The organism is Streptomyces sp. NBC_00028, assembly GCF_045041065.1.
Classification (GTDB): domain Bacteria; phylum Actinomycetota; class Actinomycetes; order Streptomycetales; family Streptomycetaceae; genus Streptomyces.
Genome location: NZ_CP108293.1, coordinates 6,674,918 through 6,699,230 on the forward strand (window position 1 = coordinate 6,674,918; position 24,313 = coordinate 6,699,230).

Below are 24,313 nucleotides of genomic sequence, written 5' to 3' on the forward strand. Positions count from 1 at the left end.
GAGCATTCGCAGGGGCCTGAATCAGTACCTCTCGCGAATTCCTCACATTTTCGCTGCACCTCAGAACAAAACCGGCACTCCCCCTCCAAGAGCAGGTTCCTCCGTGATAACCAGAGCCATTCGCGTCGCCCGGGTGGGCAGTGCGGCCGAGCTGGCCGCGGCGGCCCTCATGATCCTGGGCTTCCCTGTGCTCATGCTGGCCGCGCTCGTCCCGAGCGTTCCCGCCTTCGCGGCCGCGGCCGCAGTGACGTACCTGGCGGACCACTATCTGCATCGCAAGAGCAGCTATCTGATCAACCGCCTGAGCAAGGTGCGCGCGGGTCTGTCGATCCGCTTCCTGATCCGGCAGCTGCTGCTGATCCTGCTGCTGGCCCGCCTGGACCTCGCGGACGGCCTGGTCTTCTACGGGGCGGTCGCCTGCTTCATCGCCTTCTACGGCCTCCAGGCCCCGCACGGCGCGCTGGTCACCCTGATCCGCAACCGCCGCCGGATGCCGGTCGCCACCCGCAACGTGGACCTGGCCGCCCGGATCCGTATCCCGGACGCCCCGCCGCGCCGCCTGCTCAACCGCTCCGCCGAGAAGATGCTCCACCTGGACCTGCTCGCCGTCGTCGGCGTGCTGGTCTCCGCCGCGACCGACGAGACGCTCGCGGCCTTCATCGGCATCGGCGCGACGATAGCGCTGGGCACCCTGTACGTCCTCGCGCTCGTGCCGTACGTCCGCGGCAGCAAGATCCCGCCGAACGCGGACACGGTCCTCGCCGCGGTCGACGACTGGCTGGCCGGCTACCGGCCCGAGACGGCGCTCTACTTCTCCGGCTCCAAGGACTCGGCGTACCAGGTCAACATGTGGCTGGAGACCATGGAGCAGCTGGACTCCAAGCCGCTGATCATCCTGCGTGAGCGGGCGATACTGAACAACCTGGCGCCGACCACGGTCCCTGTCATCTGCGTGCCCGGAGGGGTGCACCTGATGAACATGGACCTGTCGAACGTGCGCGTCGCGCTGTACGCGGCGAACGTCGGCAAGAACATCCACCTGCTGCGCGTGCCGACCATGAAGCACGTCTTCATCGGCCACGGCGACAGCGACAAGCTGGCCAGCGTCAACCCGTTCAGCAAGGTGTACGACGAGGTGTGGACCGCCGGCCGCGCGGGCCGCGACCGCTACGCCATCGCCGACGTCGGTGTCCGCGACGACGACATCGTGGAGGTCGGCCGTCCGCAGCTGGCGCCGATCCAGACCTGGCAGGGCGTGCCCGACGGCCGTATGCCCACCGTTCTCTACGCGCCCACCTGGGAGGGCTGGGACGGCAACCCCGGCAACACCTCCCTGGTGCTCGCCGGCGAGAACATCGTCAAGAAGCTGATCAAGGCCGACCCGCCGGTCCGCGTCCTGTACAAGCCGCACCCCTTCACGGGCACGGTGAGCAAGGAGGCGGGCGCCGCCCACGCGCGCATCACCGCACTGGTGGAGAAGGCCGCCGCCGAGCGCGCCACCGACGCCCGCTTCACCGCGGACGCCGCCGCCCAGGCGCAGGCCAAGGCCGAGCTGACCCGCATCGAGGCGCGCATCGCCCAGCTGGCCGGCAACGGCGGCGACAAGGGCGACGAGGCCGAGGCCACCCGTGACGGGCTGGTCGACGTGGCCAAGCACGAGGAGATCGCCCGACTGCGCGCCGAGTGGAACGACGCCTACTGGCGTTCCTTCGGCTTCCACGAGCACCGGGTCATCAGCGGCGCCGAGCCGCGGCTGTACGACTGCTTCAACGTCTCCGACGCGATGGTCTCCGACATCTCCTCCGTGGTCTCCGACTTCATCGCGAGCGGCAAGCCGTACGCGGTGACGGACTCCGCGGAGCTGGGCGTGGAGGAGTTCAAGCGGCAGAACACCGCGGTGCGCGCCGCCACGATCCTGTCCAACAGTGCCGCCGAGCTGGGCGAGCTGCTGAGCGCGGTCCGCGACCTCGCGGGCGACCCGCTGGCCGAGGACCGCAAGGAGCTCAAGCAGTACCTGCTGGGCCCGGACGAGCCCACGTCGATCGAGCAGTTCAACACCGCGGTGGCGGACCTGGCCCGCAAGGCCGACACCCGCAACGTCGGCCAGGAGTCACGGTCGGCGGCCGCAGCCGCGGAGGCCACGACCACGGCCTGACCCACTCGGCCCAGGGGCCCGGTTTTCGAGGAGTGATTCTCGAAAACCGGGCCTCTTTTGCGTATCTGAGGGGGGAACGGTCGTGTAGTCCGTGACCTGCATCACAAAAGTTGCTCACAGAGACAACCGCTCATGACTTTCGACCGTCTGACTGAATGTGAATATGAGGATACGGGGGAAATGTGACCCAGCCTGATGTGACCGTGGTCATCGGGGCGTACGAAGCGATGCCGTACCTCGTCGAGTGCCTCGCCTCCGTCGAGGCCCAGACCCTCGACCACGCCCGCATCGAGGTCATCGCGGTCGACGACGGCTCGACGGACGGCACGGGGGAGTGCCTGGAGCAGTTCGCGGCCCGCGCGGACCTGCCCGTCACCGTCATCCGGCAGGACAACTCCGGCGGCCCCAGCGGCCCGCGCAACGTCGGCCTGGGCAAGGCCGCCGGACGGTACGTGTTCTTCCTGGACGCCGACGACCGGCTGGGCCCCGAGGCCCTGGAGCGGATGGTCGCGATGGCCGACCGCAACGGCACGGACGTGGTGCTGGGCCGGGTCGAGGGCATCAACCGCAAGCCGCCGCAGTCCATGTGGGGCCAGACCCTGGAGCGCACCGACCTCTGGTCGTCCAACATCAAGTTCACGCTCAGCGCGCAGAAGCTGTTCCGCCGCGAGCTGCTGGAGCGGCACGGCATGCGCTTCGACGAGTCGCTGTGGACCGGCGAGGACGCCCTGTTCACCATGGAGGCCTATCTGCGGGCCGACGGTGTCTCCCTCATCGACGACTACACCTGCTACTACCTGGTGGGCCGCGAGGACGGCAAGCATGTGACGCGCAGCGGCAGTTACACCCTGCGCTTCGACTCCGCGCGCGCCCTGATGAGCCTGATCGCCGACATGGTCCCGGCGGGCCCGCGCCGCGACATGCTCATGGTCCGCCCGTTCGTCGTCACCCTGCTCCCGCAGTTCGGCCCCAAGTACCTGAGGGACAGCGAGCAGGTACGGCGGCACAAGTTCGAGCTGGCGAAGCCGCTGCTGGAGGCGTACTGGACCGACGAGGTCGCCCACCGCCTGCGGGTCGAGGAGCGGCTGCGGATGCACGCGGTGGCCGAGCAGCGCCCCGAACTCCTGCTGGACCTCCTGGAGTTCGGGCGGACCAAGAAGGAGCCCGAGGCCCTGCTGGAGAAGCGCGGCCGCCGGGTGTACTTCGCCTACCCGCACTTCCGGGACACCGCCGTCGGCATCCCCGACGCCCTCTACCTCGCCGAGCCCCGCGAGGCCCGCGCCGTCCCGGGATACCGGGAGGGCGGGCTCGACTCGTTCGTACGACGGGCGGTACGCAAGGCGCGCCGGACGCTGCCGTCCCGGTCCAGGGACGTCAGGCCGGCTGCGGCGGCGTGATCTCGGCCGTGTCCTCCGCCTGCCGGGGCGGGGGGATCTCCGACGCCAGCCGCTCGGCCATCCGGGCCCGATGGTCCCGCGCCGCCGCACACAGCGTCCGCACGGCGTCGTTGAAGCGCACCTGCGAGGACGGCTCGTCCGGGCCCAGCAGATGCCGCTTCAACTCGTCCCGCGCCTCGGCGAGTTCGTCCTTCTCCGGATGCCGTACGGCCTCCAGCATGCCCGGCACGCCCCGCGCGTCGGGCGTGAGCACGGTCGCCGCGCGCACGGTCGGGAACGCCTCCCGGAACGTCTCCTCGGGCAGCCCGCTGGTGTTGGCCACCGCATAGGGCTTGCCGCTCGCCAGGAAGTCGCTGACCACGCTCGACACATCGCTGACGAGCAGATCGGCCCGGTTGAAGCAGGCGTACAGCGCGGGCCGGGCGTCCGTGACGACCTGGTGCTCCCACTCCGGCAGCGAGGCCCAGTACGCCGCCTCCCAGGCCGCCGTGGCCCGCTCCACCGCCCTGGCCCGCCCCCGGGACGGCACGGACTGGAGCATCATCCGCTCCGCCGAGTCGGCACTCGTGCGGAAGTCCGAGGTGGTGAGCCGGTCCAACTCCTCGGTGCAGCGGGCCAGTTCCCCACCTGCGGCGGGCCGTGCCCCCGACCGCTCCCGGTTCGCGGCCCGCACCAGCTCCCGGATGCGATGATCGGCCGCCCCCGCCCGCGGATCCACCGAGCCGGTCAGCGGATGCGGCTTGTACAGCAGCCGTACGCCCGGATCGGCGAGCAGCGCCCGTACGAGGTTCTCGCCGGCCTCGATCACGGAGGTGTTGCCCGGATTGCCGTCCCAGCCCTCCCAGGTGGGCGCGTACAGGACGGTGACGTACGTTCCCTTCGGCGGGCCCGCGTACGGCCGTACCGCCTCCAGCTGGGGCCGTCCGATCTCCCGGACCTCGCGGTCGTCCACGCCCACCTCGGCCAGCGCGTACCGCTCACGCGCGGCGGGGCCCGCCACCCACACCTCGTCGTACGCCTTCGCGTACGGGTTGCACGAGGACAGCTTGTCGCTCTCGCCGTGGTTGACGAACGTGTGCTTGAGGGTGGGGATGCGCAGGACCTGGGAGGTCTTGCCGGAGTTCGACGGGTGGATGAGGACCTGGAGCGTGGAGTGCTCGAGGCGCATCAGGGTGGTGACCTTGGGCAGACAGATGATCGGCACGTCGGTGGCGGCGATCTTCTGCACCATGAAGCGCTCGCGCAGCACGATGACGGGCCTGCCTTCGAGCTTGGCGAGGGGCTCCAGCCACATGTTGGCCTGGTACGCGGAGGACGCGCCCCCGGAGAAGTACAGGCCGACCGTGGGCCGGTAGTCGGCCAGCCAGGCGTCGAACCAGTCGAGGACCTGCTGCTCGCCCGCCGGGCGGCGGCTCGGCAGCAGCCGCAGCAGCAGCTCGCCCAGGCCGAGCAGCCCGAGGACGAGGGACACGGCGAGCCCACCGGCCGCGGCGGCCGGATGGTCGGTCGCCGCCGTGGCCGCCAGGCCGAAGGTCGCGGGCAGTCCGAACACCAGCAGCCGGTGCCCCGGGCGGCGCAGCAGCAGCGCGGGCGGGGCGGTCGAGAGCCGGAGCGCGGAGGCGTCGATGTTCCGGGTCACCACCGGCAGGGTGCGGGTGCGGCGGACCAGGACGGAGACGGCCTGGATCGCGCAGTGCAGGGCGTAGAAGAGCAGCAGCGCGGCGACGATCGGCCCGTACACCGCCTCCCGGTCCTGCTCGCCCACCCGCAGCAGGCCCGCCACCAGCAGCAGGTCCCGCAGGACGTGCCGGACGGTGATGTCGGCGTGCGACTTCGCGAACACCGTCGCCATGCCCCGCTGCCATCGGTGCAGCACCCCCTCGCCGGCGACCGAGGCGGCCGTCGCGGCGAGCAGCAGCGGGACGTCGGGGAGGAACGCGGCGATGGCCTGGACGGCGAAGGCGGCGGCCAGGAGGGCCGTGACGAGGACGCGGGGCGCGGCGCGACGCAGGGGGAGGCGGCGCCTGCGGCGCGGGCGGCTTCCCGGGCCGTCGGTGGCGGAACGCTTCAGCGGGCGTCTGCGGCGGAGCAGGCGGGGGCGGCGGACTCTCTTCGTGGGCACGGCGTCACTCCAAGGTCGTCAAGGACGTGCGCCCGGGTTAACGCCTGCCGACCTCTGGACGACACGCGCGTGTCCGGGCGCCTTGGGGCGACCGTGGAGTGATAGTGACGCCGTGTTACCGGCGGCCGGACTACCGGCCCGACTGCAGGGCCCGGCGTATCGGACCGCCCACGACCCGGCGGGCGCGGCGGTAGACCGACGGCGCCGGGACGGCACCGGATGTCTTCGTGGACCGGGAACCGGCCTTGGCGCGGGCCAGGTCGCGCTTCAGCCGCTCGTTGTCCAGCGTCAGCTCGTTGATGTTGCGCTGCATGAACGCCATCCGCGTGGCCAGCGACCCGAGGTCGGCCTCCAGCCAGGGCCGGACGCCCGCCGGGAAGGACAGCTTCCGCAGCCGCTCCTCGAAGGCCGCGCCGCCGTCTCCGTGGGTGAAGGTGTTCTGCAGGCCGTTGCGGTCCAGGAATCCCATGAACCGCTCGTAGCGCTCGTGGTGACCGCTCATCAGCTTGCCGAAGTCCGCTTCCTCGTACAGCCGCGCCGGATCCAGGTCCGCGGGGAGCTGGTCGATGCGGACGTACGGGATGTCGAAGTAGCGGCACAGCTCCAGCGTGCGGGAGTCGCCGGAGAGCACGGTCGCCGGCGTGCCCGCCAGCAGGGCCGCGATGTTGCCGTGGATGCGGGAGCCGAAGGAGAAGTCGAAGTCGCGCAGCTCGTCGATCCAGGTGACCGGGTCGATGTAGACGCGGACCTTGTCCTCGGCGTACATCGGGTGGTCGGGGTGCGTCGGTATCGCCTTGATCTTGGCGTTCGGGTCCGACAGGTCCCGCCAGTGCAGCTGCCGCGCGTCGGACAGGTTCTGGCCGATGAAGCGCAGATGCGGGTAGCGGGCGTGGGTGCGGTCGATGACCTTGCCCAGGCCCTGCTTCTGGACCGCGTTGTGCGAGCCGTTGATCGCGATACGGGACTCGGCGGTGAGCTCCGGCGTCCGCTTGTGGACGGCGAGCTCCTTGCCGTACATGAACAGCGAGGGGCAGCCGATGACCTCGACGTCCTTGAAGCCCATGTCCTTCAGGTACTGCTCGGTGAACTCGCCGCGCACGCCGATCGAGGCGCTGCGGTCGAGGACCGCCGAGACGAACTCGCGCACCGAGGACTCGATGGGCTTGAGCCGCGTCGGGTCGTAGTTCAGCCCGGTCTGCGCGCCGACGCCGGCCACCACGACCGGGATCTTCAGCCGCTGGATGAGCCGCGTCAGCCGCCTCAGCTGGGGCTCGAACGACGGACGGAACGCGTTGGCCAAGGGCACGACGAATGCGTCGTACTCCTGGTTGATCCGCGTGGCCTCGGCCACCAATGACTTGATCCCGTTCGAGACCACCTCGGTGCCTGGTGTCTCCAGGATCTTGTGGGTGGCGTCGCTGAAGATCAGGTTGCCTGAGTTGGTGGCGAAGACGTCGCGTTGGAGGGCTTCCTCCATGGGCACGACGTCGTACGGGCTCTTGCCCGATCTCAGGAGGATGCGTTTGGCAGGGGTCACTCGGCGAACTTTAGGTGGCACAAACTTCAAAATAAGTTTGGATGCTCTTTGATTTCTATAAGCAACCCCTACAACCTTTTTGCCGTACGCGACGCGTGAGCAAACGGTTACGTGTGGTGTGCACGGTGCGGACGGGGCGCGGCTGTCCGGGGGCTGAAACGTCGGGGCGGGCGAAGGGGTACTTCGCGTAGATTGCTGCCACGCGCAAGGAAATGGGGACAGTGCAGGTGGCAAGCGTGAGGCAGGCCGTGAGCGAGGCCCGCAGGATCGTCGTCAAGGTGGGTTCCTCGTCGCTGACCACCGCGTCGGGAGGCCTGGACGCCGACCGGGTCGACGCGCTCGTCGACGTCCTCGCCAAGAGCCGCAGCGGGGGAGAGAAAGAGGTCGTCCTCGTCTCCTCCGGTGCCATCGCCGCCGGCCTCGCCCCACTGGGACTGCGCCGCCGCCCCAAGGACCTGGCCCGCCAGCAGGCCGCCGCCAGCGTCGGCCAGGGCCTCCTCGTCGCCCGCTACACCGCCTCCTTCGCCCGCTACGGCGTCCGCGTCGGCCAGGTCCTGCTGACCAGCGACGACATGAGCCGCCGGTCCCACCACCGCAACGCCTCCACCACCCTCGACAAGCTCCTCGCGATGGGCGCCTTCCCGGTCGTCAACGAGAACGACACCGTCGCCACCGACGAGATCCGCTTCGGCGACAACGACCGGCTCGCGGCGCTCGTGGCCCATCTGGTCCGCGCCGACCTGCTGGTCCTCCTGTCGGACGTGGACGGCGTGTACGACGGCGACCCCAGCAAGCCGGGCACCTCGCGGATAGCGGAGGTACGGGGGCCGGCCGACCTCGCGGGCGTCGACATCGGCAGCGCGGGCAAGGCCGGCGTCGGCACCGGCGGGATGGTCACCAAGGTCGAGGCCGCCCGGATCGCCGCCGCCGCCGGCATCCCCGTGGTGCTGACCAGCGCCGTCCACGCGGCCGAGGCGCTGAGCGGCGGCGACACCGGCACCCACTTCCACCCCACCGGCAAGCGCTCCGCCGACCGGCTGCTGTGGCTCCAGCACGCGTCGACCCCGCAGGGCTCGCTGACCCTGGACGACGGCGCGGTACGGGCGGTCGTGCAGCGCCGCAAGTCGCTGCTGCCGGCCGGGATCGCCGCCGTGGACGGTGAGTTCAACGCCGGGGACCCGGTCGAGCTGCGGGACGGCGAGGGGCGCGCGGTGGCCCGCGGGCTGGTGAACTTCGACGCCAAGGAGATCCCCCAGCTGCTGGGCCGTTCGACGCGGGAGCTGGCGCGTGAGCTGGGGCCGGCGTACGAGCGCGAGGTCGTCCACCGGGACGATCTGGTGGTGCTCCAGCCCTGAGAGCTCCCCGGGGAAAGCGCCGCTCACCCGAAAACGGGGGGAACGCCCCGCGAAGGCTGTCGCCCTCAGGTGGACGTTCCGCAAAAGTGCCACACAAGCCCTTGCGGCCTGCTCAACTTTGTTTCAGGGACACGTTCCGCACGACCACCGTGTCGGTCACTGGGATCACTGGGTAAAGGAGGCCGTCGTGAGACGAGTGCGCCCTGGGGCCGCGCCCCGTGGTGGTGCCGAGGAGGCCTCGTCCCGTGCGGCCGGTGAGGAGCGCGTCTTGACGAGCGTCGCGGCCGGCGACCGCTACGAGGAGCCGGCCGAGCTGCCCCGGCTGTGGCACGTCACCCTCAGCGTCTCCGGCAAGGAGGCCCCGCTGAAGGAGGTGCGGCGCGGTCTCGAACAGCTGGCCCACGACCACCCCTTTCTGCTGACCAGCCGCTACGCCAACGACCACGCCGAGATCCGCTACTGGGAGGAGGCCCGCGACCTCCATGACGCCGCCGCCGTCGCCCTGCGCCTGTGGGGCGAACACCGCCAGACCGCCCAGCTGCCGCCCTGGGAGATCGTCGGCCTGGAGGTCATCGACCGTGAGACCTACCACCAGCGCATCGCCGAGGGGTACGGCCCGGCCCCCGCGACACCCGTAGGGGTTCACCCCTTTTGACCTGCGTTGCTTCCATAAGGTGACATAGCGGTCGGTATCGCTTCCGTCTCGCGGTGCAAGACGGCCGGGTCCCCACCCCCGTACGGCGCACTACCCTTCCCTCATGACCACGCTCTCGCCGTACGACTCGATGTCCCCGGTCACCCAGGCCGCCTACCGCGCCAAGGCCGCCGCCGCCGACCTCGCCCCGCTCCCGCGGGCCGAGAAGGACGACGCGCTGCTGGCCATCGCGGACGCCCTGGAAGTCCGTACGAGCGAAATCGTCGAGGCCAACGCCAAGGACATCGCCAAGGCCCGCGAGGCCGGCACCAGCGAGACCGTCATCGACCGCCTCACCCTCACGCCCGAGCGGGTCCGCGCCATCGCCTCGGACGTCCGGGACGTCGTCGCACTGCCCGACCCGGTCGGCGAGGTGGTACGCGGATCGACGTTGCCGAACGGCATCGACCTGCGCCAGGTCCGCGTCCCGCTCGGCGTCGTCGGCATCATCTACGAGGCCCGCCCGAACGTGACGGTGGACGCCGCCGCGCTCTGCCTCAAGTCCGGCAACGCCGTCCTGCTGCGCGGCTCGGCCTCCGCGTACGAGTCCAACACCGCCCTCGTCCGGGTCCTGCGCGACGCCGTGGGCGGGGCGGGGCTGCCCGCCGACGCCGTCCAGCTGGTGCCCGGCGAGAGCCGCGAGAGCGTGCGCGAGCTGATGCGGGCCCGCGGTCTGGTCGACGTGCTCATCCCGCGCGGCGGCGCCTCCCTCATCCGGACCGTGGTCAACGAGTCGATCGTCCCCGTCATCGAGACCGGCACCGGCAACTGCCACGTCTACGTCGACGCCCACGCCGACCTCGACATGGCGATCGACATCCTGATCAACTCCAAGGCACAGCGCCCCAGCGTCTGCAACTCCGCCGAGACCCTCCTCGTCCACCAGGACATCGCCCCCGAGTTCCTGCCGCGCGCCCTGGACGCCCTCGCGGAGGCCGGCGTCACGGTGCACGCCGACGACCGGGTCATGGCGTACGCCAAGGACTCCGAGGCGACCGTCGTGGAGGCCACGGCGGAGGACTGGGAGACCGAGTACCTCTCCTACGACATCGCCGCGGCCGTCGTCGACTCCCTGGACCGGGCCGTCGAGCACATCCGGCTGTGGACCTCCGGCCACACCGAGGCCATCGTGACGACCTCGCAGCAGGCCGCCCGCCGCTTCACCCAGCTGGTCGACTCCACCACCGTCGCCGTGAACGCCTCCACCCGCTTCACCGACGGCGGCCAGTTCGGCTTCGGCGCCGAGATCGGCATCTCCACCCAGAAGCTGCACGCCCGCGGCCCGATGGGGCTGCCGGAGCTGACGAGCACCAAGTACATCGTCACCGGCGACGGGCACGTACGGCGCTGAAGCACGCGCCTATGAATTTCCATACCGTCTGCCCAAAATGACCCCCCAGGTCTACTCTGGATCCGTGCCGGAGGACGTGGGGGGTACGCCGTTCCCTGACGGCTGGGAGCCCGACGACGACCACGACCGCGGGGTGTCGGACGAAGAGTTCGCCTCCGTGGTCTTCGACGAGGCCTTCATACGGGCGGCCGTGGTGCACGAGCCGACCGCCGTCGAACGCCTCCTGGCCGCCGCCCAGGCGAGAGCGGAGGCCTCCGATGCCGAGGCCCGCCGCGCCCACCGCCGCGGCGAGCGCTACGAGGACGCGTACGGCGCCGAGGCCCGCGCCGGGTTCGACCACGACCCCGACTTCGACGACCTGGACGACACCGACATCCTCGAAGGCCGCTTCGGCGCCCCGGGGACGTACGGCAAACAGGTCCGCTGGCACCGCCCCGTCGCCTGGATGCTGGCGCTCGTGATGGGCATCGGCATGGTCACGCTCGCCTTCACCGCGGTCTACCGGGGCGCGTCCTCGAACAGCCGGGACCAGGTCCCGTCGCCGCCGGCCACCACCGGTCTGGAGCAGGGCGGCGCGGCGACCCCCTCCGCCTCCGCCGACTACTCCCAGCCGGCCTTCTCCGCGGTCCCCAAGTCACCCTGAACGCCCGTTGGGCACGCGCTGACGGTCCTGGTGAGAACCTGTCAGAACTTGTCGTGCGGCGGGGCGTTTACCCGAGCTTCCGGAGACCTACCCTGAAGGTATGGGAGGGCCTGGAGAACCACCTGAGGGTGCACCCGAGGGCGGCCCCGGGGGTGCTGAGGACGAGTACCGGTCCGTCGTCTTCGACGAGTCGTTCGTCCGTGCTGCCCGGCTCCAGGAGTACTCCGCGCAGGAGCGCATCACCGACCACGCCCCGGCCGTCCGCCGCCGCCCGCCGATGCGCCGGGGACTGTCCCGGCAGGCCCTCGTCCTGGTCCTGCTGATCGCCCTCGCCTTCGGCACGGCGATCTACATGGGCGTACGGCACCCCTACGAGAGCCCCGCCGCCGTACGGGACGTCTCTCTGCCGCTCCAGACGACCGTCGTCCCGCTCGCCCCGGTGGGCAGGGTGCCGGGCGCGGCCGACGCGGAGTATCTGTACGACCACAGCCCCGCCGCGCAGTTCCGGATCGGCGCCGCCGGGATCACGCTGCCCGCCGCGCGGGACACCTCGCACTTCTCCGAGACCCAGGTGATGAGCGCGCTGGACACGGTCAAGGAGTACCTGGTCCGGTCCGCGCTCTACCCGGAGGTGCTCACCGGCGGAGAGACCCGCCCCGTCCGCGTCCTGCTCCCCGCCGACCAGCACCTTCAGTTCGACGAGAGCCTGAGCCATCCCGCCGCGGACGGCCGGCACGCGGTGACCGGATGGCTGGTCCGCTTCGACGCCAGGGCCGTGCGGCTGGCCGACCCGCAGATCCGGGTCAGCGGGACGCTGGCGGTCAGCGAGACCGAGTCCACGATGCTGGAGGTGACCGCGGACCATACGTACGTGTACGCGCTGCGGTCCGCCGACGCCGGTGCCAAGGCGGAGACCTCGTTGTTCACCGTCCGGCGTGAGCTGCACTTCCGGTTCGACCGGGAGGACGTGCGGCTGCACCAGGCGCAGCTGTCCACGTCGTATGTGCAGGCCGGGCCCTTGTCCTGCGGGGACAACGCGGCGGATGTGCTGAGTCCGTTGCTGGCGGGGCAGACGGCGAAGGCGGGTGGGCCGGTGGGGACCGATCCGTTCGCTACGGATCGGGCCACGGCGGTGTGCGGGACGTTGGCTTCGGGGGCGTTGCCCAAGGGGTGAGGGGCGTTTGCTGCCCAGTCGCCGTAGGGGTTCGGTTGTTCGGCGGCTGCGGGCTGTGGGGGTTGTTCGCGCAGTTCCCCGCGCCCCTTAGGGACGTCACCGGCCCCGGCGATTTTCAGTCCTCGTCCGGTTCCCTCGGGGGCTCGTCCTTCGGGTGGGTGGTCGTGAAGCCGCCGAAGCCTCGGCGGACCCTGCCGCCCAGGTCGCCGGCGCCGCCCGCGATGTCCGTGACCAGCTTCATCAGGGGGTCCTTGGAGGACTTGACGTTGCTCGCGTAGCTCGCCGCCGACTCGCGGAAGGAGTCGGTGACCGAGGTGTCCTTGTCCTCGGTGCGGCGCGGGTAGTGGCCGTCCATCAGGCGCTGGAAGTCTCGGGACTCCGACCACTTCTTCAGCTCGGCCGCCCGGACCGTGGTGAAGGGGTGGCTGCGCGGGAGCACGTTCAGGATCTTCAGGACCGAGTCGCGCAGGTCGCCGCCGGCCTCGTACTCCTCGGCCTGCTTCAGGAACGCGTCCACGTTCATCTCGTGCAGGTGGTGGCCGCCGGCCAGCTTCATCAGGCCGCGCATCGAGGCCCTGAGGTCCTGGCCGACCAGCAGACCCGCGCGGTCCGCGGACAGCTCCGACTTGCGGAACCACTCGCGCAGCGCCGTCACGATCGCCATGATCGCGATGTTGCCCAGCGGGATCCACGCCACCCTGAGGGCGAGGCTCGTCAGGAAGAGCAGGATGGTGCGGTAGACCGCGTGACCGGACAGGGCGTGGCCCACCTCGTGGCCGACGACGGCCCGCATCTCCTCCTCGTCGAGCAGGTCGACGAGCCCGGTCGTCACGACGATGATCGGCTCGTCCAGGCCGATGCACATCGCGTTCGGCTTCGGGTCCTGGCTCACGTACATCGGCGGGACCTTCTCCAGGTCCAGGATGTAACAGGCGTCCCGCAACATGTCGTTGAGGTACGCGAACTGCTGGTCCGACACCCGCACCGAGTCGGAGAGGAAAAGGAGCCTGAGGCTCCGCTCGGGCAGCAGACCGCTGAGCGCCTTGAAGACCGTGTCGAACCCGCTCAGCTTGCGCAGCGCCACCAGGGCGGAGCGGTCGGCGGGGTGCTCGTACGCCCGCGAGGAGATCCCGGGGAAGCGCCTGCGCTGCCTGCTCGGCACGTTCTCATGGCCGTTGCCCTGGCCGTTCTCGTGCCCGTTCTGCTCGTGGCCGTCGTCGGACATGTCTTCCCCCATGTGCGTGAGTGTGATCCTTTGCGGACCCTTGTGCGGCCTTTTGCGCCCCCGAAGCAGAGCCCAGCCTAGGCGGAGATACGGTGGACGGGCAGTACAGCGAAGGAGTCCCGTCATGGAGCACAGCCCCGCGTCCGCCTGGCTGACCGAAGCCGCGAGCGCAGCCCAGCAGCAAGGGTCGGGGTATCTGCTCCGGGTCGTACTGATCGTGATGGTGGTGGGCTGTGTGCTGGCCGCGTGGTTCCTGCTGCGGGGCTACAAGCAGAAGGACGACTGAGCCGGAGCGGAAGTTCCGTCGGGGCGCCAACGGCGGAGTCGGCGTGATCGCCGCCGGGCCGCCTGATTACGATGGGCCGACATCTTTATCCCGCCCACATCGGATAGGTCCAGATGAGCTTCCACAGCACCGCTGCCCAGTTGGTCACCCTTGCCGCCGAGGGCGAGGAGCACGGCGGCAACCACGAGAGCCTGAGCCCCTACCTCACCGGCGGTGGCGCGTTCGTCGTCCTGCTGCTCCTGCTGTGGATCACGACCCGTTTCAACCGCGACCGCTGAGCCGCCGAGGGGCTGGGGGAGACCGACCCCGCGGAACGGGCCGGTAGGGTCTGCACGCATGGGAGAGCAGGACATGCCTACCGGCCCGGGCAACGCCCCGTCGAACCCCGGCAAGCGCCGTCTCGGCGTCATGGGCGGGACGTTCGACCCGATCCACCACGGACACCTCGTGGCGGCCAGTGAGGTCGCCGCGCAGTTCCACCTGGACGAGGTGGTGTTCGTGCCGACCGGGCAGCCGTGGCAGAAGAGTCACCGCAGTGTCTCGCCGGCCGAGGACCGCTATCTGATGACGGTGATCGCCACCGCCGAAAACCCGCAGTTCTCGGTGAGCCGCATCGACATCGACCGCGGCGGGCCCACGTACACCGTGGACACCCTGCGCGACCTGCGCATGATCAACCCCGACACGGACCTCTTCTTCATCACCGGCGCCGACGCCCTCGCCCAGCTCCTCACCTGGCGGGACATGGAGGAGCTCTTCTCCCTGGCGCACTTCATCGGGGTCACCCGGCCGGGCCACCATCTGACCGACGCCGGACTCCCGGAGGGCGGTGTCTCTCTCGTGGAGGTTCCCGCGCTCGCCATCTCCTCCACAGACTGCCGTGCGAGAGTCGCCAAGGGCGACCCCATCTGGTACATGGTGCCGGACGGAGTCGTGCGCTACATCGACAAGCGCGAGCTGTACCGCGGCGAGTGAGCCGAGAGGGGCACCGGTGAACGACCGATACGACGCGGGACACGGCGACAACCACGACGACCAGTACCAACTCGTCGGCTACGACGAGTACGGCCGTCCTGTCTACCAGCAGATCCCCCAGCAACAGACCCCGCAGCAGCCGTACGACCCGTACGCGCAGCAGACGCAGCAGGGTTACGGCTACGACCCCTACGCCGCCGGTGGGCAGCAGACGGGGCAGTACCCCGCGCAGACCTACGACACCGGCAGCCAGCGGCCCGTACCGCCGTACGACCCTTACGACACCGGTCAGCAGACCCCTGTGCCGCCGTACGACCCCTACGGCACTGGTCAGCAGGCCCCTGTGCCGTCCTACGACCCCTACGGGCGGGCCGCGACCAGCGCGCAGCAGCCCCGGGTCGCCGAGCAAACCGCGTACATCCCGCAGCAGGCCGGACCGGCCGAGGCCGCGGAGCCGGACAGTCACGGCCGTCCCGACGGCGCCGAACGCGACTACCACACCGAGCAGTTCTCCTTCGTGGAGGAGCCCGACGGTGACTCAGAGGACGTCATCGACTGGCTGAACTTCACCGAGAACCGCACCGAGCGCCGTGAGGAGGCCAAGCGCCGCGCCCGCAGCCGGCTCGTCGCCCTGGTCGTCGTCCTGGCCCTCACCGCGGTCGGTGGCGTCGGCTACCTCTGGTACGCCGGGAAACTGCCCGGACTCTCCTCGAAGTCCGACTCCACGACCGGCACCGGCACGTCCGTCGCCGCCCAGAACCGCGACGTGATCGTCGTCCACCTCCACAACACCAAGAGCGGCGGCACCTCCACGGCGCTGCTCGTCGACAACACCACCACCCAGCAGGGCACCACCGTCCTGCTGCCCAACTCCCTCGCCCTCACCGACGACGACGGCACCACGACCACCCTCGCCAAGTCGGTCGACGACGACGGCTCCTCGGGCACCCGCGAGGCGATCGACACGGTCCTCGGGACCCAGATCCAGGGCACCTGGCGCCTCGACACCCCCTACCTGCAGAACCTCGTCGACCTCGTCGGCAACATCGACGTCGACACGAACACCGACGTCCCCGACCCGGCCGCCAAGAAGAAGGGCACCGCGCCCCTGGTGAACAAGGGCGAGGACCAGACCCTCAGCGGCAAGACGGCCGTCGCCTACGCCACCTACCGCGCCTCGGGCGAGGCCCAGAACGCCCAGCTGGAGCGGTTCGGGCAGGTCATGCAGGCCGTGCTGCGCAAGCTGTCCTCCGACGCGGGGGCCGCCACGACCACCGTCCAGACGCTGGCGCAGATCCTCGACCCGTCGCTCACCGACAAGGACCTCGGCACCTTCCTCGCCAAGCTCGCCGACCTCGCCAAGGGCGGCGACTACAAGACCGCGCTGCTGCCCGTCCAGACCGACGGCACCCTCAGCGCCGAGGCCAGCGACAGCGTCGTCAAGGACGTCCTCGGCGGCACCGCCAAGAGCCCCGACAAGGACGCCGCGGTCCGCGTCTCCGTCCAGAACGCCAGCGGCGCCAAGGACAACACCGAGAAGGCCCGCGTGGTCCTCCTCAACGGCGGCTTCACCTTCCTGGAGGGCGGCACCGCCTCCGGCACCCAGGCCGCCTCGAAGGTCGTCTACGCCGACGCCGCCGACAAGGAGAACGCCACCGAGGTCGCCAAGACCCTGGGCCTGCCCACCAGCGCCGTCAGCAAGGGCAAGACCACGTCGAACGCGAACGTCTCCGTGGTCCTCGGCCAGAACTACGACCCGTCCTCGTAGCGGCCCCCGGCAGGCCGGGTCACGGACGCCCGTGACCCGGCCCCGGCACGGGCCCCGGTAATCACCCGGGTGCCCTCGGCGGTCGTGAGACCCTTGAGGTCAAGTGACCGCCGACCGAAAGCCGTGTAGTGACCGCCACTGACCGCTCCATCGAGCTCATCCACACCGCCGCACAGGCGGCCGCCGACAAGCTCGCGCACGACATCATCGCCTACGACGTCAGCGACGTGCTGTCGATCACGGACGCCTTCCTGCTGGCCTCCGCGCCCAACGACCGCCAGGTCAAGTCGATCGTCGACGAGATCGAGGAGCGCCTCCAGAAGGAGCTCGGCGCCAAGCCCGTACGCCGCGAGGGCGACCGGGACGCCCGCTGGATCCTGCTCGACTACGTCGACATCGTCGTCCACGTCCAGCACAGCGAGGAGCGCGTCTTCTACGCCCTGGAGCGGCTGTGGAAGGACTGCCCCGAGCTGGACCTGCCCGAGGACGCCAAGGCCACCCGCGGCAAGGCCGAGGAGCACGCCAAGCTGCAGGCCGCCGAGGAGTCCGAGGACCTCGACGGTGACTGGCGATGAGCAGCACCGGTGAGGTGACGGACGCCAAGCAGGGCGGCCGGGGCCGCCGCATCATCCTGTGGCGCCACGGCCAGACCTCCTGGAACGTGGAACGCCGCTTCCAGGGCACCACGGACGTCGCCCTCACCGAGACCGGCGTCGCCCAGGCCCGGCGCGCCGCCCGGCTGCTCGCCTCCCTGAAGCCCGACGCGGTCGTCTCCTCGGACCTCCAGCGGGCCGCGAACACCGCCGCCGAGCTCGCCGAGCTCACCGGTCTCGACGTCAGCCACGACGACGGACTGCGGGAGACCTACGCGGGAGCCTGGCAGGGGCTGACGCACGAGGAGATCATCGCCTCGTACGGCGAGGAGTACGCCGCGTGGAAGCGCGGTGAGCCGGTCCGTCGCGGCGGCGGCGAACTGGAGACCGAGGTCGCCGACCGCGCCGCCCCCGTGGTGCTGCGGCACGCCGACAAGCTGCCCGACGACGGCACGCTCGTCGTCGTCAGCCACGGCGGCACGATCCGCACCACCATCGGCCGGCTCCTCGGCCTGGAGTCCGGCAACTGGGAGAGCCTCGGCGGGCTCTCCAACTGCTGCTGGTCCGTCCTCGGGGAGGGCGCGCGCGGCTGGCGGCTCCTTGAGCACAACGCCGGGACGCTGCCGGAGCCGGTGCTCGGGGACGACGACTGAGCGGATTTCACTTTCTGGCAGGTCGCAGGCTAAAGTTCTTCTTGTTCGCCCCGCCGAGCGGGAAGAACAAAGCTCGGGGCTATAGCTCAGTTGGTAGAGCGCCTGCATGGCATGCAGGAGGTCAGGAGTTCAATTCTCCTTAGCTCCACAGATGAAGATCCCGTCCTCACAGGGCGGGATCTTTCATTTCCCGCAACAGGGCCGTGCGTCGCGCCGTCTCCTCGTCGTCCGGTGTGTAGACCACGATCCGGCACTCCGGCATCCCGTGGATCGACAGCGACACCGAGGTGAGCCGCAGCTCACCGACCGCCGGGTGACGGAAGCACTTCACCCGCCGCCCCGGCTCCGCCACGTCGCCGGTCTCCCACAGCCGCGCGAACAGCGGGCTCGCCGCGGACAGCTTGCGTATGAAGCCGTCCCAGGCCGGCTCCCCGGCATGCGGTCCGTAGGCCGCCCGCAGCGTCGCCACCATCACCGGCAGCTCGGTCTCCCGGAACAGCAGCGGGCAGTTGTCGTCCGGCGCCGTGAACAACCCCCACAGCGCGTTGGGCGGACGGCCGCTGGGCTGGAGCAGCGGCACGGCGAACAGGGTGCGATAGACCTCGTTGGCGGCCAGGATGTCGAACCGCGAGTTGTAGACCACGGCCGGGCGCGGTGCCAGGGCGTCGATGATGCCCTGGACCTCCGGGCCCACGGACTGCGCGACGGCCTCCGGCGTTGCCGTGTACGCCACTTCGGCCAGGCGGTACAGATGCTCACGCTCCGGCGGATCGAGCCGCAGCGTGCGCGCCACGGCGTCCAGGACCTGCGCGGAGGCGTTGATGGGGCGGCCCTGCTCCAGCCATGTGTACCAGGTCACACCGACCCCCGAGAGCTGGGCGACCTCCTCGCGGCGCAGACCCGGAGTGCGCCGGCGCAGACCCGGGGGCATCCCCACGTCCGCGGGGGTCACCCGGGCGCGCCTGCTGCGCAGGAACGCGGCCAGCTCCGGTCGGCGGCGCTGTGTCGTCCCCAGGTGTTGTGTCGTCCCCATCGTCACGTCCCCCATCGTCGACGCCCGACCCGTCTCCTGCCAGGTGCTGTCAGTACCAGCATCAGCGGGCTCTCGGCACCCTTACCGCGGCGCCGTCACGCTCGACTGCATGACGACAACAACCCCTGCAGGAACGGGTTCCGAGCCCGCTCCAAGCCCTGCGATCAGTGAAACACCCGGCACTGACAACGGCCCCCGCCCGCTCCTCGCCGTCGTCCTCGCCGCGATGTTCATGGCCATGCTCGACGTCTTCATCGTGAACGTCGCGGCCCCCACCATCGGTTCCGAACTCCACGCCTCGGGCGCCGAGTTGCAACTGGTGGTCGCCGGATACACCATCACCTACGCGGTGCTGCTGATCACCGGTGCCCGCCTCGGCGACCGGTTCGGTCCCGGCCGGGTGCACCTCGCGGGGATGGCCCTGTTCACCGCCGCCTCGCTCGCCTGCGGTCTGGCGCAGGGGGCCACCGAACTGATCGTGTTCCGGCTGGTCCAGGGCGCCGGCTCGGCGCTGATGATCCCGCAGGTGCTCAGCCTGATCCAGCGGAACTTCGTCGGGGAGGCCCGGGTGAAGGCGCTCGGCGCGTACTCGGCGGTGCTGGCGGTCGGCGCGGCGGCCGGGCAGGTGTTCGGCGGGGTCCTGGTCAGCGCCGATCTGTTCGGCACCGGCTGGCGTCCGGTGTTCCTGGTGAACGTGCCCGTGGGCCTCGTCCTCCTGGTCGTCGGCGGGCGGGTGCTGCCGCGCGGCGGCGGGAGCGGGGGACGGCGCGGGCTCGATCTGCCGGGGCTCGTCCTGCTCGGCACGGCCGTCTCGCTGTTCACGGTGCCGCTGGTACTGGGGCAGGAGCAGGACTGGCCGCTGTGGTCATGGCTGTCGCTGGCCGGCTCCGTGGTCCTGTTCGCCGTGTTCTGCGGGTTCGAGTCGCGGCTGGCCCGGCGGGGCGGCGACCCGCTCATCGCGCCGAGGGTGCTGCGCCACCCCGGCATGGGCCTGGCGGTCCTGCGCATCATGGCCGTGATGGCGGTCAACGGCGGCTTCCTGTTCCTGCTGACCCTGCATCTCCAGGGCGGCCTCGGCTACAGCGCCCTGCGCTCCGGCCTCACCTTCGTGCCGACCGCGGTCGTCTTCGGCGCGGTCGGGCTGACCTGGCGCAACTGGCCCGCCGGGTGGCAGCGTGCGCTGGCACCCGCCGGGTTCGGGCTCACCGCGCTGGCCGTGGCCGGGACCGGCCTCGCGCTCAAGGGCGGTGGCGAGGGCGGAGCCCTGGCCTATGTGTCGTACGTCGGCGTGGGCGTCGGTCTCGCGCTCGCCTTCAGCCCCACGCTCACCCGGGCCCTGGCGACCGTGCGCCCCGAGGACGCGGCGGACGCCAGCGGTCTGCTCGCCACCGTCACCCAGCTCGGCCAGCTGACCGGCGTCGCGGTGTTCGGCACACTGTTCTTCAACCGGCTTGAGTCACTTGGGGTCCCGCAGGCGTATACCTCTGCGGAGGCGCTTCTGGCGTGCATGTTCGCGCTGGCCGGGACCGCGGCGGTGGGTGCCGTGTCCGGACTGGTACTGAGGCGTCGCTGACCGTATTGGTCCGGCCGTGGCAGAATCAAACGGCCGGAAGGGGGCGCGGCCCGACGGGAGGGAGTAGCGATGCCTGCGAGCATCCTCGAGGAGGTCGACCACCTCCTCGGAGCAGTGCTGACCCGGGACACCGTCACCCGCCTCATCTGCCCTTCCTGCGGTTCCCTCCACGTCGCGCAAGTGCTCGGTGACAACGGCGGAATCTCCTACGTGTGCACGGCCTGCGGCCACAGCTGGAGCTGATCGATGGGTGCACACAGGCGAAAGTGCGACTGGTGCGGCAGCGGGACGCCGATCGTGCGGGACATGGAGCCGGTCAATCCCGATTACCAGTACTGGTGCGAGGAATGCGCGCGGGCGCTGATCATAAAAGGCGACCCGATCGAGACGTACCGAGAGCTCGAGGGCGAGCCGATCTACGGCCGGCTGCTCGAAGAGCACTGCACGCTCAAGAGGTTCTACTCGTTCGTCACTGCCTGAGGCCCGTCACCGGGCGGGCCTCGGGAAACGATTTGGTGTTCCACCCGGGTGACCGTGTAATGTTGGCGTCGCCGCCGGGGGAAACCGCGGAGGACACCGCAAGGGGCTATAGCTCAGTTGGTAGAGCGCCTGCATGGCATGCAGGAGGTCAGGAGTTCAATTCTCCTTAGCTCCACAGAAAGATCCCACCGGATCATCTAGATCCGGTGGGATTCTTGCGTTTCCGGGGGCAGTTGACATGCCGAAGGGGGCCGCCCGCGACGGGCGGCCCCCTTCGTGCTGTCGGCTCAGCGCCCCAGCGCGCGGCGGCCGCGGCCCTGGGAGAGGACCGGGAGGTTGCGGGAGGCGCCGTTGTCGCGGGGCGCCGACTCCTCCAGGCGCAGGGCGAGGGCGGGGCAGCGGCGGACCGCGCGGAGGGCCTTCGCCTCGGCGTAGCGGGGGACCTGGGCCTGGGCGACCGTGGGGAACCCGTCGGCGCCGAGCTCGAAGACCTCCGGGAGGATGTCGGCGCACAGGCCGTGGCCGCGGCACAGGGTCCAGTCGACGTAGATCTTCTGGCGGCTGGGGCCGTTCTCCTCGGACGTGGCACCGCCCGGGAGGCCCGCGGGCGCCATGCCGCCCTCGAAGAGCGGCAGAACGCCCTCCACGGGCCGTCCGCAGCCGTTGCCGAGGACATGGGCGGCGAGGTCGTCGGTGAACGCCTTGATGGTCGACTCCAGGAACATCGCGGAGCCGTCCGGGTGCGAGCACGCGCCGCGCCGCTTCACGTTCTTGGCGACCTGCTTGAGCGCCTCCAGGGCGGCCGGTCCGCCGCCGTTGAGGATGTCCTCCATGCCGCGCGCGGCGGCCGGCAGACCGAGGTAGCAGGGACCGCACTGGCCGGCGCTCTCCTCGGCCAGCCACTTGGCCACCATCAGCGACTCGCCCAGCGGGCAGGTCTCCTGACTGATCGGCAGGATCGCGCCCGCGCCGAGCGCACCGCCCACCGCGTCCAGCGAGTTGCGGGAGACGACGGCCTCGTTGACCGTCGCCGCGTCGATCCACTTGCCGTGGTAGCCGCCGGTGAGCACGCCCTGCGGAACGGGCGGGGCGCCCGCGAGCTGCAGGATGTAGCGCAGCGGTACGCCGGTGGGGGCCTCGATCACCATGGGGCGGGCGACCGCGCCGGAGACCGTGAGCATGACGGTGCCCGGCTCGTCGTACAGCCCGGTGTTGCCGTAGCGCTCCGGGCCGATGCGGGCGGCGATCGCCAGTTGCGCGAACGTCTCGGCGTTCGACAGGAGCGTGGGCGCGCCGCCCACGCCGTTCTGGGAGGCGCTGACCTTGCGGCCGGGCGGGATCGCCGGGCCGCCGTCGATGGAACGGATCAGCGAGGCCGCCGCTCCGGTGACCATACGGACGGGGTTGCGCTGCACACGCGCGCGTAGCGCGGATCTACGGCCGTTGCTGAGGCCGCGTTCGGCGAGGGCGGCCTCCATGGAGCGCTGGGTGGACTCCCGGGTGACGCCCACCACGAGCGTGCGGGCGCCCAGGGCCTCGGCGACCAGCAGGGCGCCGTCCAGGATGAGGTGGGGGGCACGGTTGATGAGCACCGTGTCCTTGCGGCAGGCCGGTTCGTCCTCGCTGCCGTTGACGACGACGACCGGTCGTACCCCGCGCTTGATGGCCGCCTCGGCGACCGAGCGCAGCTTCTTGTGGAAGGGGAAGCCCGCGCCGCCGCGGCCCTTCAGGTTGATGTTCTCGGCGAGCTTCGCGAGTTGCTCGCCGCCCATGGGTTCGAGCGGCCCGTGCACCTTCAGGTGCATGGGCAGATCGAGTCTTTCGACAAGGTCGAAGCCCGACGTGAGCTGGGGAAGACCGACCACGCGGACTTCTGGGACGTCGGGCAGGGCCTCGTTCACCTATAGCCTCCGGAAGGCATGTTCCAAGGTTCGCCCGAACCCGGTGCGCCGAAGTCGTAGGAGTCACCGGGCGTTGGATCAGTGGCGGGACCGCTGTTGTACGTGTCGTTCGGGTAGTACGCGCCGGAGGCGGCGTTCGACTCACCGGTGTCGTACACGTCACTCGTGCCGTATCCGGACGTGTCCGTATTGCGGTAGGTCGGGATGTTGTATCCGGTGTCCTGGAGCGGGTCGTAGGCCGACGGGGGTGCCTCGCCGACCGGCGGCGGGGACGGGATCGGCCAGCTGCCCGAGGTGCTGCCGCCGGTGTCGTAGCGGGGTACGGCCTGCGTGGGCTGCATGTCCATGGGCAGGTCCATGCGGGCGGTCTGGTCGGCGCCGTAGGACGGCTGCTGGGGGATGCGCGGAGTGGGCTGGACGGCGCGGTAGGCGGCGGCGAAGCCGTTCGCGGGCTCCGGGGCGGGGGCGGGTGCCTCGTAGGAGGGCTCCGGGCGTGACCGTGCGGCTCGCGCGTTCTCGTAGCCCGGCAGGGCGGAGGTGGCCTCGGCGACCTTGGCCCGGCTCGCGTCCAGTTCCTCGCGGCCCGGCCGGTCCTCGGTACCCAGGACCGCCTGGATCCGGTCGGCGACCTTGCGCTTGACCGGGCGCGGCGCCGCGCGCAGGGCGAGCGCGGCCATGACGCCGGCCAGGGAGAGGCTGTAGAGGAACACGAAGATCGGCTTCGCCTCGCGGCCCGAGTAGAGGCCGTGGACCAGCGCGAAGCACCAGGCCGGGTACGCCAGCATGTGCATGGCCCGCCAGCGGGCGGCGACCGGCGCCGGGGAGGCGAACTGGTTGCGCAGGGCGCCGGTGATGCCCACGAAGATCATCAGCAGGCCGGCCAGCGAGCCCAGACCGATCAGGCCCGCACTGCCGGTGAAGCCCAGCGAGAACGGGATGATCGCGCCGATCAGCTGGGTGTGGTCGAGGGCGACCTTGGTGGTGATGTGCAACAGCAGGAAGGCGATCGAGCCGACGGCGGTCGTCCGGTGGACGGCCTGGCCGATGATCCGCTGTTTGGGGTTGAGGAAGATCCGGTCCTGGGCGACCAGGCCCCAGATCACCGAGCAGCTGAGGGAGACGAGGGACAGCACACCCGCGCCGAAGTTCAGGAAGTCACGGACCGTGTCACCTCCTACCAGCACGAACACGGGTATGAAGAGCAGAACGACAGCCGACACCATGCCGTAGGCCGAGCGGCCGGGCCTGGGGAGCGAGCTGTTACTTCGACGAGGGTTCATGGGGGCAACTCCGAGCAGTTCGGGAAGGCGGTCCCGCTGCCGCACTCTAAGTGGAGCCATACCGATCGGTACGGGGTTTGAGTTATTGCGTTGTTACCAAAAGGCTGTGGGCTTGTTG

At 70.5% G+C, this 24,313-nt stretch carries 22 protein-coding genes and 2 tRNA genes; 18 read left to right on the forward strand and 6 right to left on the reverse strand.

Translation table 11 applies throughout. The features are described 5' to 3' along the window. The first annotated feature begins 103 nt into the window (after positions 1-103). On the forward strand, positions 104-2,155 hold the full coding sequence (locus tag OG885_RS29995; RefSeq protein WP_405737277.1) for a hypothetical protein: 2,052 nt from the start codon (positions 104-106) through the stop codon (positions 2,153-2,155). 227 nt (positions 2,156-2,382) lie between these two features. Continuing rightward, entirely contained in the window at positions 2,383-3,552 is a 1,170-nt protein-coding gene (locus tag OG885_RS30000; protein ID WP_405742930.1) for a glycosyltransferase family 2 protein, read from the forward strand. On the opposite strand, the gene OG885_RS30005 is transcribed toward OG885_RS30000, so the two are convergent. Continuing rightward, a complete protein-coding gene (locus OG885_RS30005) occupies positions 3,530-5,563 on the reverse strand; it encodes a hypothetical protein (protein ID WP_405742932.1) in 2,034 nt (677 codons plus the stop codon). The genes OG885_RS30000 and OG885_RS30005 overlap by 23 nt on opposite strands. A 241-nt stretch (positions 5,564-5,804) precedes the next feature. Next, positions 5,805-7,151 (reverse strand): polysaccharide pyruvyl transferase family protein, encoded by a 1,347-nt coding sequence (locus tag OG885_RS30010; RefSeq protein ID WP_405742934.1) that lies wholly within the window; start codon positions 7,149-7,151, stop codon positions 5,805-5,807. A gap of 308 nt (positions 7,152-7,459) precedes the next feature. Here OG885_RS30010 and proB point away from each other — a divergent pair, with 308 nt between their 5' ends. The 5 genes from proB to OG885_RS30035 all read left to right on the forward strand — a co-directional run bounded on the left by proB (position 7,460) and on the right by OG885_RS30035 (position 12,428). Next, positions 7,460-8,566, forward strand: a complete 1,107-nt coding sequence (gene proB, locus OG885_RS30015; RefSeq protein ID WP_399957302.1) for a glutamate 5-kinase — start codon at positions 7,460-7,462, stop codon at positions 8,564-8,566. A gap of 196 nt (positions 8,567-8,762) precedes the next feature. After that, positions 8,763-9,221 (forward strand): hypothetical protein, encoded by a 459-nt coding sequence (locus tag OG885_RS30020; RefSeq protein WP_399957299.1) that lies wholly within the window; start codon positions 8,763-8,765, stop codon positions 9,219-9,221. A 103-nt stretch (positions 9,222-9,324) separates the two neighbouring features. Beyond that, positions 9,325-10,611, forward strand: a complete 1,287-nt coding sequence (locus tag OG885_RS30025; RefSeq protein ID WP_405737280.1) for a glutamate-5-semialdehyde dehydrogenase — start codon at positions 9,325-9,327, stop codon at positions 10,609-10,611. Positions 10,612-10,648: 37 nt separating this feature from the next. Further along, on the forward strand, positions 10,649-11,254 hold the full coding sequence (locus OG885_RS30030) for a hypothetical protein (RefSeq protein ID WP_405737283.1): 606 nt from the start codon (positions 10,649-10,651) through the stop codon (positions 11,252-11,254). Between the two features lie 100 nt (positions 11,255-11,354). Further along, positions 11,355-12,428: a hypothetical protein gene (locus OG885_RS30035; RefSeq protein WP_405737286.1), complete on the forward strand. Its 1,074-nt coding sequence runs from the start codon at positions 11,355-11,357 to the stop codon at positions 12,426-12,428. A 115-nt stretch (positions 12,429-12,543) separates the two neighbouring features. Here the strand turns inward: OG885_RS30035 and OG885_RS30040 are convergent, their stop codons facing one another. Beyond that, on the reverse strand, positions 12,544-13,653 hold the full coding sequence (locus OG885_RS30040) for a M48 family metallopeptidase (protein WP_405742936.1): 1,110 nt from the start codon (positions 13,651-13,653) through the stop codon (positions 12,544-12,546). 124 nt (positions 13,654-13,777) lie between these two features. Between OG885_RS30040 and OG885_RS30045 the strand changes: the two genes are divergently transcribed. From OG885_RS30045 to OG885_RS30075, 7 genes are all read left to right on the forward strand, one after another. After that, the gene (locus tag OG885_RS30045; RefSeq protein WP_399956219.1) at positions 13,778-13,939 is read left to right on the forward strand and encodes a hypothetical protein; all 162 of its coding nucleotides are present in this window, start codon (positions 13,778-13,780) and stop codon (positions 13,937-13,939) included. 113 nt (positions 13,940-14,052) lie between these two features. Next, complete coding sequence (locus OG885_RS30050; protein WP_097263999.1) at positions 14,053-14,217, forward strand: hypothetical protein; 165 nt, start codon at positions 14,053-14,055, stop codon at positions 14,215-14,217. Positions 14,218-14,275: 58 nt separating this feature from the next. Next, on the forward strand, positions 14,276-14,914 hold the full coding sequence (nadD, locus tag OG885_RS30055) for a nicotinate-nucleotide adenylyltransferase (RefSeq protein ID WP_329339323.1): 639 nt from the start codon (positions 14,276-14,278) through the stop codon (positions 14,912-14,914). A gap of 16 nt (positions 14,915-14,930) precedes the next feature. Beyond that, positions 14,931-16,682 carry a LytR C-terminal domain-containing protein gene (locus OG885_RS30060; RefSeq protein ID WP_405737291.1) on the forward strand — a complete coding sequence of 584 codons (1,752 nt, stop codon included), beginning with the start codon at positions 14,931-14,933 and terminating at the stop codon, positions 16,680-16,682. A gap of 128 nt (positions 16,683-16,810) precedes the next feature. After that, entirely contained in the window at positions 16,811-17,257 is a 447-nt protein-coding gene (gene rsfS, locus OG885_RS30065) for a ribosome silencing factor (protein ID WP_399956213.1), read from the forward strand. Further along, the gene (locus OG885_RS30070) at positions 17,254-17,928 is read left to right on the forward strand and encodes a histidine phosphatase family protein (RefSeq protein WP_405737294.1); all 675 of its coding nucleotides are present in this window, start codon (positions 17,254-17,256) and stop codon (positions 17,926-17,928) included. The genes rsfS and OG885_RS30070 overlap by 4 nt, the downstream gene beginning before the upstream one ends. A gap of 75 nt (positions 17,929-18,003) precedes the next feature. Continuing rightward, a tRNA-Ala gene (locus OG885_RS30075) sits at positions 18,004-18,076 on the forward strand. 18 nt (positions 18,077-18,094) lie between these two features. Here the strand turns inward: OG885_RS30075 and OG885_RS30080 are convergent. Beyond that, complete coding sequence (locus OG885_RS30080) at positions 18,095-18,961, reverse strand: helix-turn-helix transcriptional regulator (protein ID WP_405737296.1); 867 nt, start codon at positions 18,959-18,961, stop codon at positions 18,095-18,097. 109 nt (positions 18,962-19,070) lie between these two features. Here OG885_RS30080 and OG885_RS30085 point away from each other — a divergent pair, with 109 nt between their 5' ends. The 4 genes from OG885_RS30085 to OG885_RS30100 all read left to right on the forward strand — a co-directional run bounded on the left by OG885_RS30085 (position 19,071) and on the right by OG885_RS30100 (position 21,189). Beyond that, positions 19,071-20,534 carry an MFS transporter gene (locus tag OG885_RS30085; protein WP_405737299.1) on the forward strand — a complete coding sequence of 488 codons (1,464 nt, stop codon included), beginning with the start codon at positions 19,071-19,073 and terminating at the stop codon, positions 20,532-20,534. A 69-nt stretch (positions 20,535-20,603) separates the two neighbouring features. After that, on the forward strand, positions 20,604-20,777 hold the full coding sequence (locus OG885_RS30090) for a hypothetical protein (protein ID WP_399956201.1): 174 nt from the start codon (positions 20,604-20,606) through the stop codon (positions 20,775-20,777). 3 nt (positions 20,778-20,780) lie between these two features. Then, positions 20,781-21,014, forward strand: a complete 234-nt coding sequence (locus tag OG885_RS30095; RefSeq protein ID WP_003976229.1) for a hypothetical protein — start codon at positions 20,781-20,783, stop codon at positions 21,012-21,014. Between the two features lie 102 nt (positions 21,015-21,116). After that, positions 21,117-21,189 (forward strand) — tRNA-Ala (locus OG885_RS30100). Positions 21,190-21,301: 112 nt separating this feature from the next. Here OG885_RS30100 and OG885_RS30105 read toward each other — a convergent pair. Beyond that, positions 21,302-22,915, reverse strand: coding sequence for an NADH-ubiquinone oxidoreductase-F iron-sulfur binding region domain-containing protein (locus OG885_RS30105; RefSeq protein WP_405737301.1), 1,614 nt, complete (start codon positions 22,913-22,915; stop codon positions 21,302-21,304). Then, positions 22,912-24,195 (reverse strand): cytochrome b/b6 domain-containing protein, encoded by a 1,284-nt coding sequence (locus OG885_RS30110; RefSeq protein ID WP_405737303.1) that lies wholly within the window; start codon positions 24,193-24,195, stop codon positions 22,912-22,914. Before OG885_RS30110 ends, OG885_RS30105 begins: the two co-directional genes overlap by 4 nt. Between the last annotated feature and the right edge of the window lie 118 nt (positions 24,196-24,313).

What these genes read in the sequence shown, in the direction of transcription:
- OG885_RS30000 (WP_405742930.1), top strand. Translation starts at nt 2,383, where the DNA reads ATGCCGTACCTCGTCGAGTGCCTCGCCTCCGTCGAGGCCCAGACCCTC.
- OG885_RS30010 (WP_405742934.1), bottom strand. Translation starts at nt 7,151, where the DNA reads ATGGAGGAAGCCCTCCAACGCGACGTCTTCGCCACCAACTCAGGCAAC.
- OG885_RS30025 (WP_405737280.1), top strand. Translation starts at nt 9,325, where the DNA reads ATGACCACGCTCTCGCCGTACGACTCGATGTCCCCGGTCACCCAGGCC.
- OG885_RS30030 (WP_405737283.1), top strand. Translation starts at nt 10,649, where the DNA reads ATGACCCCCCAGGTCTACTCTGGATCCGTGCCGGAGGACGTGGGGGGT.
- OG885_RS30035 (WP_405737286.1), top strand. Translation starts at nt 11,355, where the DNA reads ATGGGAGGGCCTGGAGAACCACCTGAGGGTGCACCCGAGGGCGGCCCC.
- OG885_RS30040 (WP_405742936.1), bottom strand. Translation starts at nt 13,653, where the DNA reads ATGTCCGACGACGGCCACGAGCAGAACGGGCACGAGAACGGCCAGGGC.
- OG885_RS30045 (WP_399956219.1), top strand. Translation starts at nt 13,778, where the DNA reads ATGGAGCACAGCCCCGCGTCCGCCTGGCTGACCGAAGCCGCGAGCGCA.
- OG885_RS30050 (WP_097263999.1), top strand. Translation starts at nt 14,053, where the DNA reads ATGAGCTTCCACAGCACCGCTGCCCAGTTGGTCACCCTTGCCGCCGAG.
- nadD (WP_329339323.1), top strand. Translation starts at nt 14,276, where the DNA reads ATGGGAGAGCAGGACATGCCTACCGGCCCGGGCAACGCCCCGTCGAAC.
- OG885_RS30070 (WP_405737294.1), top strand. Translation starts at nt 17,254, where the DNA reads ATGAGCAGCACCGGTGAGGTGACGGACGCCAAGCAGGGCGGCCGGGGC.
- OG885_RS30080 (WP_405737296.1), bottom strand. Translation starts at nt 18,961, where the DNA reads ATGGGGACGACACAACACCTGGGGACGACACAGCGCCGCCGACCGGAG.
- OG885_RS30085 (WP_405737299.1), top strand. Translation starts at nt 19,071, where the DNA reads ATGACGACAACAACCCCTGCAGGAACGGGTTCCGAGCCCGCTCCAAGC.
- OG885_RS30090 (WP_399956201.1), top strand. Translation starts at nt 20,604, where the DNA reads ATGCCTGCGAGCATCCTCGAGGAGGTCGACCACCTCCTCGGAGCAGTG.
- OG885_RS30095 (WP_003976229.1), top strand. Translation starts at nt 20,781, where the DNA reads ATGGGTGCACACAGGCGAAAGTGCGACTGGTGCGGCAGCGGGACGCCG.
- OG885_RS30110 (WP_405737303.1), bottom strand. Translation starts at nt 24,195, where the DNA reads ATGAACCCTCGTCGAAGTAACAGCTCGCTCCCCAGGCCCGGCCGCTCG.